7 protein-coding genes and 2 pseudogenes are annotated in these 9,391 nt (G+C 58.8%); 7 read left to right on the top strand and 2 right to left on the bottom strand.

Going from position 1 to position 9,391, the window contains the following annotated elements; genetic code table 11:
• Positions 1-242: 242 nt before the first annotated feature.
• A complete protein-coding gene (locus BQ8482_RS35525) occupies positions 243-1,697 on the bottom strand; it encodes an adenylate/guanylate cyclase domain-containing protein (protein ID WP_244603117.1) in 1,455 nt (484 codons plus the stop codon).
• Positions 1,698-1,790: 93 nt separating this feature from the next.
• On the opposite strand from BQ8482_RS35525, the gene BQ8482_RS39905 reads away from it, so the two are divergent.
• The gene (locus BQ8482_RS39905; protein WP_244603116.1) at positions 1,791-2,219 is read left to right on the top strand and encodes a hypothetical protein; all 429 of its coding nucleotides are present in this window, start codon (positions 1,791-1,793) and stop codon (positions 2,217-2,219) included.
• Between the two features lie 39 nt (positions 2,220-2,258).
• Here BQ8482_RS39905 and BQ8482_RS35520 read toward each other — a convergent pair whose 3' ends face one another.
• Positions 2,259-2,777 carry a SixA phosphatase family protein gene (locus tag BQ8482_RS35520; RefSeq protein ID WP_165848845.1) on the bottom strand — a complete coding sequence of 173 codons (519 nt, stop codon included), beginning with the start codon at positions 2,775-2,777 and terminating at the stop codon, positions 2,259-2,261.
• A 321-nt stretch (positions 2,778-3,098) separates the two neighbouring features.
• On the opposite strand from BQ8482_RS35520, the pseudogene BQ8482_RS39900 reads away from it, so the two are divergent.
• The 6 genes and pseudogenes from BQ8482_RS39900 to BQ8482_RS35490 all read left to right on the top strand — a co-directional run.
• Positions 3,099-3,405 (top strand): annotated as a pseudogene (locus BQ8482_RS39900) (site-specific integrase); the annotation flags it as partial.
• 88 nt (positions 3,406-3,493) lie between these two features.
• Positions 3,494-4,255, top strand: coding sequence for a Tll0287-like domain-containing protein (locus tag BQ8482_RS35510; RefSeq protein ID WP_123151802.1), 762 nt, complete (start codon positions 3,494-3,496; stop codon positions 4,253-4,255).
• Entirely contained in the window at positions 4,252-6,984 is a 2,733-nt protein-coding gene (locus BQ8482_RS35505) for a response regulator (protein WP_123151801.1), read from the top strand. The genes BQ8482_RS35510 and BQ8482_RS35505 overlap by 4 nt, the downstream gene beginning before the upstream one ends.
• Before the next feature lie 49 nt (positions 6,985-7,033).
• Positions 7,034-7,405, top strand: a complete 372-nt coding sequence (locus tag BQ8482_RS35500) for a response regulator (RefSeq protein ID WP_031255744.1) — start codon at positions 7,034-7,036, stop codon at positions 7,403-7,405.
• A gap of 25 nt (positions 7,406-7,430) precedes the next feature.
• Positions 7,431-8,993 (top strand): adenylate/guanylate cyclase domain-containing protein, encoded by a 1,563-nt coding sequence (locus tag BQ8482_RS35495; protein WP_123151800.1) that lies wholly within the window; start codon positions 7,431-7,433, stop codon positions 8,991-8,993.
• A 258-nt stretch (positions 8,994-9,251) separates the two neighbouring features.
• A pseudogene (locus tag BQ8482_RS35490) lies at positions 9,252-9,391 on the top strand (RNA polymerase subunit sigma); the annotation flags it as partial.

The following is a 9,391-nucleotide window of genomic DNA, read 5'->3' as shown; positions in this document are numbered from 1 at the left end:
GTCGCCACCTGGTACACGATCGCCATTGCCATCCTCGCCGGGCTCGGCGCGCTCGGCGGGCGGGTTTTCGTGCGCTGGTAGCGACGGCCCGCGATCGGAGACCATGATGCTCTAAGGTCAAAACTCATTCATTCTGAACGACCTAGTTCGACCCCAAGCGGAAGTTTCGCTCGCCCGTGCCGAATTCACGCCCTTGACCAGAAGGCACCTTCGTAGTGTCGGGCCAGAAGGTCTGAAAGGGATCAACTCGCCTCTAATCTGAAAACGTTTGTCGCCTCGTGCCGACCGCGCAATATATGCTCGCCGATGGGTTGCGCCGAGCATTCGGGTCCCGCAGATCGCAGCACGGCGTCGCTGACCAGAATGACCGCTTCGTCTTCGTCGGTCATGCATTTTTTGGCGACATCCTCGATGCGTTGCGCGGTGTTCACGATGTCTCCGACCAGCGTATAGTTGATGCGCCCTGGAGCCCCGATATTTCCCACCATCGCCGGGCCGGCATGGATACCTATCCGGATTCTCGCGGGCGGCAGCCCAAGCCCTCGTCGGCGCCGATTGTCGCCAATGATCGCAGTGGCGATCGCGCGCGCTGCACGACAGGCACGGGCTGAATGATCCAGCTGCAATTCAGGCGCTCCCCAAAATGCCATCAGCGAGTCGCCGATGTACTTGTCTATGGTGCCGCCTTCCGCCTCCACGCAGGCGGCGAGCAGCCTGAAATGGTCATTGAGGAACGTCGCCGCATCGGACGCCGATAGCCGTTCGGCAAAGCTCGTGAAGTCGACAATGTCGGTGAACAGCACCGTGACTTCCCGCTCTACAAGTGCTGACGCCTGTTCGCCCTGCGCCATCAGCTGCTTGACTAGGCGTCGCGGCACATAGGTCTCGAACCAGTGCAAGGTCGCAATGAGCGCGTTATAGGCTCGGATCGCCTCGTCCAGTTCGCGAAGATGACTGCCAGCGAGCGGGTGGGCAGAAGTGAGATCGAGCGTACGAATTGCAGACGTTGCGCGTGCCAGACGCAATATCGGCTTTCCAATCGCATAGCCGACCAGCCAGGCGCCAGCGACCGCCACAAGGACCGCCCCGAGCCCTAGCCAGGCCGCGTGTTCAAGTCTGCGGACTTCGCTGCCAATCTCGTCGAGCGGCAGGTAGCGGCCGACCACCCAAGGCTGGTCGCTGTATCCTGTGATGTCGCGGTAAATGAAGACATAGGGGGCGCGATCAACGGTCACGACGTGGCTTTTCGAAGAACCTACGAAGGCGGCTGCGCCCAAATCGGGATTTGGACTCCAGATCGAGGCCAACACCGGATCCCCGATCTCGGTCACTTCCGGAAGGAGTTTATCGCGCTTGAACAGCTGAGGATTGTGCGCAAGTGCTGCATGAGCGAGGACGTGGTTGCGGCCGAGAAGAATGAACGCGCCGACGTCTGACCCGGCGGGCGATTCGGCGAGAAAACGTGACAGCTCCGAAACCGTAACCGCGGTTAATAAAATCCCGAGAAAGGAACCCTCATGCCACAGAGGGGTACGAACGTTGACGAGAGGCTGGTTCAACCGTTCACTCCACAGAAGCTCTTCCCAGACAGGGTGACCTGCGCGTCGCGCCATCTCGAACGCTTCGTCCAGGCCGGGCACGGTTTGCATGTCGATCTTTCGCAAAACGACATTGTCGCCATGGCGTTCGGCGCGCAATTGCTTCAAATCGGTGCGAATGACGGCTAGCGCGGCGACCTGTGGAATACCTGCGAGTGCCGCCCGAAGTTGGCCCAGTGAGGCAGCTTCATCTTGCGGGTCGAGATCGCCATCGCGGAAAAGCCTGGCCAGGAATTCGGACTGGTCGCGGGCTGGATCGAGGTGCAATCGAGTCCGTTCCACGATCGTGTCGATAATTCGCTCACTGCGGTCGCGGACGAGAGCGATAGTGTTCTGGCGGCCGCTTTCCAATGCGAGGATGAGCGCGGCTGCGGTCACTGCGATGATGACACCAAACGTGAAAGCCAGCGCAGCGCGTATCGAGACGCGGCACGGATGCAACGACGATGCTTCCTCACTGCTATTGGATCGAGCCTTTGCGACGCCTGCCGATCTCGTCCCGGGAAACAACTTCCCGGCCAGAACCCTTCGCAATTTCGGACCAACAATGGACATCCGACGATCAGCGAGCTGCGAGCAAGAGAAAGGGCGGACTGTAGTCCGGGATACAACCTCCCGTAAGGTCGCTCGCTTGATGGATTGAAGCCTCAGCTTCAGTTTTCAATAGTGAAGGTGCAGCACGATCGGTACCTGCTCTTCCTTCGGGACGACCACGAACAAATTGTCATATGCACTTCGTTCGATCTTTACTTCCTCAGGATATCCGAGCGCCTTGAGAATCTCTGGAATGGTACTCCAATGCCCAACAACAAGCACTCTGTCTCTGCCGTTCTGTGAGCGAAGTAGACGGACCAAGCCGTCGCTGTCCTCATACGAATGAACACGAATTTCGAGTCCACGGGTTTTCGCGAGTGGCTCTGCCGTCTCGACTGTACGCGTGGCTTGCGTGGCATAGATAGCGGTAACGCCGGCGTCTTTTAGTCGCTCAGCCAGCATCTTTGCCCTTTGTCGTCCGGACTCCGACAGCGGGGTTTCGTCGAGAATCTCATCCAGGTTCAGTGTCGATGGCGGATCACTGTGCCGAACGACATAAATCACCTCCTGCGCACTGACTGGATGGGGCAATACGAGGAAGCCTGCAGCTAACCCGACCAGAAAACGGATGGCCCTAGCTCCCATGACCGTTGCTCCCTGCGTCCGGCTCTCCCAGACGACCCCCAATGGTAACATGCAAGGCACGTTGCAGATAGCCAGTGGTTCCGCACGAGGAGGCGACCGGAGTGTTCGGCAGCCGCCCAGCAGGCGACAACAATGGGACCCAAAACGGCCGTAAGCAGACGGGCCGTTCATGGCGCGACCGCGTCCATTGACCAAGCTGCTGCCTGCGTCTGACAATCCTATAACCCCTCGAGCGAACGTGCGCGAGGCTCTATGTTCGTTCTAGGATTGTCTGCTCGCGTCGAGCGCTGTGGCTGCGGAGGGCGGCATGGGAGAAGAACCATGTCCAGCTGGAATAGAGGCCACCTTGTTGGTCAGAAGCCACCCCTCAAGCCGCGCGAAGTCTGGAGCATCCGAACACGACTGCAGGTGTCAGGCGCAGAACGGGATCTGGCACTATTCAATCTCGCCATCGACAGCAAGCTTCGAGGTTGCGACCTGGTCACGGTGACGGTCGGCGATGTCGCGCTCTCCGGTGCTGTCCGCGATCGCGCGGTGATCGTTCAGAGGAAGACGGGGCGCCCGGTGCAGTTCGATCACGGAGCAGACCCGCGCCGCCGTCAACGCTTGGATAGCACGTCGCGGCCTTAAAGGGACTTGCGCATGGGCGTTTGTCGCTACGCTATCGGCCTGCGTTGTGCTATACTTTTTTTTTGGCTTCTTTCGACGGGATGGAGATGTTCGCCCTGTCAACCTTGACGCGGAGAAGCATTGGCGTTGCTCTTGTCGGTTGCGCGTTCCTCGTGCCGGCTGCCATGGGAGCGGGAGATACTGAAGATGTCGCGATGGGAATCCGCCTTGCGGAATTGCTTCGCGCGGGGCGAAGCGTTGTCTCCAACTATCAGACACTAATCAACGATCCCGCACTTGGCGACAAGCACCTCGACAGCGAGCGGTTTGCGAGCGAGGCCATCGCCGTTTACTCAAAAAACACCGGCCAGGACCCGTTTTCCGGCGAATTGACCAATCGCGACCGGCGTCTGCTTGAGGCCCAGATTGGGGCTATGCGGGAGGTGGTGGACGAGCGCCAAGATGACATCAACCGCGCTGGGATCGGGTTCAAGGGCTTCGTGCCGGCCGTTTTCGCGCGTCTGTTGAATGAGAAATTCGCCGCCAAGGTTGGCAACGAAGCTCTGGTGCGCGTGACTGCGCCCGAGCAACTCGTGCGCAACCGCAAATCTCTTCCGGACGCTTGGGAAGCCAGCATCATCGTAAGCGTCTTTTCAGATCCGAAGAGAGCAAAAGGCGAAGCCTACACGGATGTGACCGAGGTGGAGGGACGCCCGGCATTTCGAATGCTCCTGCCCGAATACTATACGGAGTCGTGCCTTTCCTGCCACGGCGAGCCGAAGGGCGAGATCGACATAACTGGATATCCCAAGGAGGGCGGAAAAGCCGGCGATCTGGGGGGCGCAATCAGCATCGTCTTGTTCAAATGAGCGTCCTGGAACAGACACCCCACGAGGTGGAAGCCATACCGGCGCCGTCGAAATCCCTGGGACGTCGCCTTGCCAGTCTGCCGATCGCGGCCCGCGTAGCTGCACTGACAGCGGCCGGCCTCATTAGTCTCATCGTATCTTCCATCCTTCTCACGCAGGCGCTTTATCGCAGTGCCGACCGCACCGCAGACACTAAGGCATTGTTCGATCTCGCGGCGACTGCGGCTGCGGCGCACGTGACCTTTGGCGAATTGCGATACTGGCTCACCGATTTGTCGGTCAGCTTGCTAATGAACTCCCAGCGGAATGCCGAGCAGGCGCGTGAGCGACTGCTGGACCAACTGGACGGCCTTTCGAAATCATCCCCCGATGCAGTGAGGGAAATCCGTGTCGAGATCGATGACTACGTCAAAAGGGCACTAGAGGCGGCGGACAGCTATACTCAGGATAACCGCATCATTGGAAACGCTCTCCTGGCCGAGGCGCGAACCCACAGCACGAATGTCGATGCCGCCCTTAACAAACTTGTCGAGCAAGTGAGCGCCGAGGCAGAAGCTGCTCGCAACGAGGCTGTAAGGCTAGCCCAGAAAACCGCGACTACCGCTGCCATTCTGGTGGTCATCGTGCTGTTGATTGGGTCGCTTCTTACAATCCTTGTTCTTCGCTCGATCGTTGGCCCGTTACGGCGGCTGAACCGGGTCATCGGCGAACTGACGCAAGGACGCTACGATATTGAAATACCGATTGAGGGAGGCGACGAACTCGGCGCAATGTCGCGGACGCTTCGACTTTTTCGCGCGGGCGCGATTGAAAAGAAACGACTGGAAGACGAGGCGGAGCAGCAAAGACGGACGATCGCAGCGGCGCTTGAGGCAATTTCTGACGGATTTGTCCTATTCGATCCGCAGGACAGGGTCATCCTGGCCAACAGCAAATTTTGCGAATTCTTCCCTGACCATGCGCGAGCTTCTCTTCCTGGGCAAAGCTTCCAAGAAATCTTGGAGCAACGTCTGGCGGGCGGGCAAGTCGACCTTGCGGGCGCGTCGCCGGAGGAGTGGATTGCCCAGCGGTTACACATCCACAAGGACCCGGCGGGCTTCGTCGGTGAGGATCGCTTCGGCGACAGATGGGTTCGCGTAAGCAGGCGAAAAACGCCTGACGGCGGCGCGGTCGCCGTTTACACCGACATCACGGAATTGAAACAGAGACAAGACGAACTCGAGCGCGCCAAGAGCCGTGCTGAATCGACGAATGAAGCTAAGAGCCGCTTCGTCGCATCCGTCAGCCACGAACTGCGTACGCCGCTGAACGCGATTATTGGCTACAGCGAGATGCTGATCGAAGATGCGAGCGACCAGCACATGGTGGAATTCGTTCCGGAACTGGAGAAGATCGCCGCGGCTGGTCGCCATCTCCTGGCGCTCATCAACGACATCCTCGACTTGTCGAAGATCGAGGCGAACAAGATGGAAATTTTCTTGGAAACGTTCGACGTCGCCGATTTGATGCGCGACGTCCAGGCCACAGTCGCGCCTCTGATGGCGAAAAACCGAAACGATTTCGTACTGGACCTCGAGGACGACCTCGGGAAAATGCATTCGGACCAGACGAAGTTGCGTCAGAACCTGTTTAACCTGCTCAGCAACGCCGCCAAGTTTACCGAAGGGGGTCGAGTAACACTCGCGGTGCGTCGCGACAGGCGACCAAACGGCGATTGGCTGATATTCAAAGTGTCCGACACCGGGATCGGGATGACGTCGGAGCAGCAGGAACGGCTCTTCGACGCTTTTACGCAGGCGGACGCATCCACCACTCGCAACTATGGCGGAACGGGGCTTGGCCTCAGCATAACCCGGAGTTTTAGCCGAATGATCGGAGGCGTTGTAAAGGTCGAGAGCGAACTCGGAAAAGGCTCGACCTTCACAATGGAGATTCCAGCCGAGTTCAAAAAAGAATCTAGCGAGCAACACCCCTCCGAAGCTGTGCCGTTGCCGCCACGAGACAAGGCGGTTCTGATCATAGATGATGAACCGGCCGCCCGAACCGTCATCGCCAGCGCCTTGGCGGAGGCGGGACTGGCATCGTTCGAAGCAGCAAGCGGCGAGGAAGGAATAGCCGCTGCTCGAGCGCATCGCCCCGCGGCGATCATTCTCGACATCATCATGCCGCATCAGGACGGCTGGTCAGTGCTGCGATCTCTGAAGAACGATAGGGAGCTTTGCGAGATTCCTGTGATCCTTGCGACGATACTTGCAGATCGCGAACTCGGCCTCTCACTCGGGGCGGTTGAATACCTGACGAAGCCGATCGACACCGAGAAGCTGATTCAAACAATTGAGGCTTGCGGCGGTGGCAACCGCGATGTGCTTGTAATTGATGACGACCAAGCCTCCCGCGATTTCCTTCGGCGTATCCTGATCAAGAAGGATTGGCGGGTTCACGAGGCAAGCGACGGCGTGCGCGGCCTTGGCTTGATGAAACGGTTGTTGCCGCGCCTGGTGGTGCTTGATCTGCTGATGCCCGAAATGGACGGGTTTCAGACATTGAGTGAGATGCAGCAGACGCCCGAACTGCAGAACATTCCGGTGGTCGTAGTTACCTCGAAAGATCTGTCGATGAACGAGCTCGAATGGCTCCGCGATAGGGCGGTTGCCGTTGTGACCAAGGGCGCGAACAGCAGGTCTCAATTGGTCAAGGCGCTCGAACGCCAGATTTCCGCGGCCGAGTAGGTTGGCCCGGCATCTCAGTTCGTTGACCCATCGTTAGAAGAGGCCGAAGATGACGAGAATCCTTCTGGTGGAAGACAACGAAATGAATCGCGACATGCTCTCGCGGCGGTTGTCGCGGCGTGGGTTCGAAGTGCTTATTGCGGAAAACGGACAATCCGGCGTGGAACTAACCATTTCGGAAAGACCGGATCTGATCCTTATGGATATGAGCCTGCCCGTGATGGACGGATGGGAGGCGACACGGCGGATCAAGGCTGATCCGGCCACCTCGGGGATCCCTATAATCGCGCTTTCTGCGCATGCTATGACCAGCGATCGGGAATTGGCGCTTGAGGCAGGCTGCGATGACTACGACAGCAAGCCGGTTGACCTGCCGAGGCTTGTCCAGAAAATCGAACAATTGCTTGCCGCAAATCCGTGAGCCGCCGAGTCGGCGGATTGGAGACATGACTGCCAACGAGTTCCAACGCCACGCAATAGCCGCCCATCTGGCGCAGACGCTTGCTGGACCAGCACGGGCAATCTCGGGATTTCAGGAACTGCTGCTAGAACAGGTGCAGAACCACAGTCTGGTGCACATCACTCCAGATATTGAGAGGGTCGGCGCCGCTGCCCGGCAATTGAACAGCCTCATCGACAGCTTGATCCATGGCAAAGCCGACTATCCGGACCATGCAGGGCGCGAGATCGAGGCGAAACTGCGCCACGATTTGCGAACACCACTCAACGCGATTATCGGCTACTCCGAAATGATCCTTGAAGAAGCCGAAGAATTGCACGAACACGCATTGGACGAAGATGTCAGGGTGATGCTCGCGGCTGCGGCCGAGCTGTTGGCGCATGTCGATGCAATTGCCGGCCTATCGCGCGCCAGCGACAACGAAGGGCTGTGGACGACGGATCAGGCAGAGATCGATGCAGCAGGGCTCGAAAGGGCGCTGGGCAAGACGGAGCGCGATGCATTCTCAGGCCGCAACGGTAGAATACTTGTCGTCGACGACATCGGCAGTAACCGCGATCTTCTCTCGCGCCGCTTGCTGCACGACGGTCATCAGGTAGTCACTGCCGAGTCAGGCCTGTCCGCACTGACCCGCCTTGCGGACTATGAATTCGACCTTGTTCTGTTGGACATATTGATGCCGGACATGAACGGCATCGAGGTGCTCTCGCGATTGAAAGCTGAGCGCCGGTGGCGGCACATCCCGGTCATTATGATATCGGGGCTGAACGAAGTCGACGCCGTGGTCCGCTGCATCGAGGCGGGAGCCGACGACTACTTGCTTAAACCGTTCAATCCGGTCCTGCTGCGCGCCCGGATCAACTCCAGTCTGGAGAAGAAGCGTTGGCGCGACCGCGAGCACCAGTATCTTCAGCGGATCGAGGCGGAAAAGCGGCGGGCCGACTCGCTTCTACATGCCGTCCTGCCCGGTCAAATCGTTGCGCGGCTGCAAGGGGGCGAGGAGATCATTGCGGACCGGTTCGAGGAAGTGACCATCCTTTTTGCCGATATTGTCGGATTCTCGCCTATCGCAGCGAAATTGCCGGCGTCCGACCTTGTCAAGCGCCTCGACCGGATGTTCAGCATGTTCGACGCGCTGGCGGAGAAGCATTCCGTGGAGAAAATCAAGACAATCGGAGACGCGTATATGGCCGCTTGTGGTCTTCCGGAGCCGGCGGCCGATCACGCCGACAGGACCGTGGCGCTGGGAAAATCCATGCTGGACTCGTTGAGGCGCTTGGCGTCGGGCAGCGACAGTTTTCGCGTCCGAATCGGCGTACACACCGGACCGGTGATCGCCGGTCTGATCGGCCGACATCGGTTCGTCTATGATGTCTGGGGTGAAACCGTGAACATCGCAAGCCGGCTCGAGTCCCAGGGCGTAGCCGACCGCATGCAAATCTCGGAGGCAACCAGACGCGCTCTGCACGCCTCTTGGGAGCTAGAACCGCGCTGCACTGTGGAACTGAGAGGCGTCGGCACGATGGAAACCTATCTCGTTCGACACTGATGTCTGATTCCCTCAGGATATTCCGCAAAGCGACGCGTAAGCGAGTAGCTTACGGCACCGGCGTTGAGAGGCTATTACTACCATAGCAATCGCGAATCGAAGAGCAGATTAACCAGCGTCCGTGTCATCATCAGCATGACTGGGTTAGGCTCGGCGGACTTGGCTAAGACCACCCGTTCCATCCATATCGAATTTAGTTATGGGTTGCTGGCGAGACTGGAGGCCTATGTCGAGACGGGTATTCTATGCTTCCGCCGCATCGTTCGCGGCTTCATCAGGCGCAAGATCGTTCAAGGCGGGGTCGATCCCGAGGATGTCGTGCAGGAAACCTTGCTGGCCATTCATGTGAAACGGCATACCTGGCGTCAGGACTAACTGTGCTGCCCTGGGTCTACGCC

Origin of the sequence: Mesorhizobium delmotii, assembly GCF_900149755.1 — a bacterium.
Lineage (GTDB): Bacteria > Pseudomonadota > Alphaproteobacteria > Rhizobiales > Rhizobiaceae > Mesorhizobium > Mesorhizobium delmotii.
The sequence above is the reverse complement of the archived record's forward strand: the minus strand, read 5'-3'. Positions and strand labels throughout refer to the sequence as shown.

Excerpts from the sequence above, each read along its gene's own strand:
- BQ8482_RS35520 (WP_165848845.1), bottom strand. The coding sequence starts at position 2,777 with ATGGGAGCTAGGGCCATCCGTTTTCTGGTCGGGTTAGCTGCAGGCTTC.
- BQ8482_RS35510 (WP_123151802.1), top strand. The coding sequence starts at position 3,494 with ATGTTCGCCCTGTCAACCTTGACGCGGAGAAGCATTGGCGTTGCTCTT.
- BQ8482_RS35505 (WP_123151801.1), top strand. The coding sequence starts at position 4,252 with ATGAGCGTCCTGGAACAGACACCCCACGAGGTGGAAGCCATACCGGCG.
- BQ8482_RS35500 (WP_031255744.1), top strand. The coding sequence starts at position 7,034 with ATGACGAGAATCCTTCTGGTGGAAGACAACGAAATGAATCGCGACATG.
- BQ8482_RS35495 (WP_123151800.1), top strand. The coding sequence starts at position 7,431 with ATGACTGCCAACGAGTTCCAACGCCACGCAATAGCCGCCCATCTGGCG.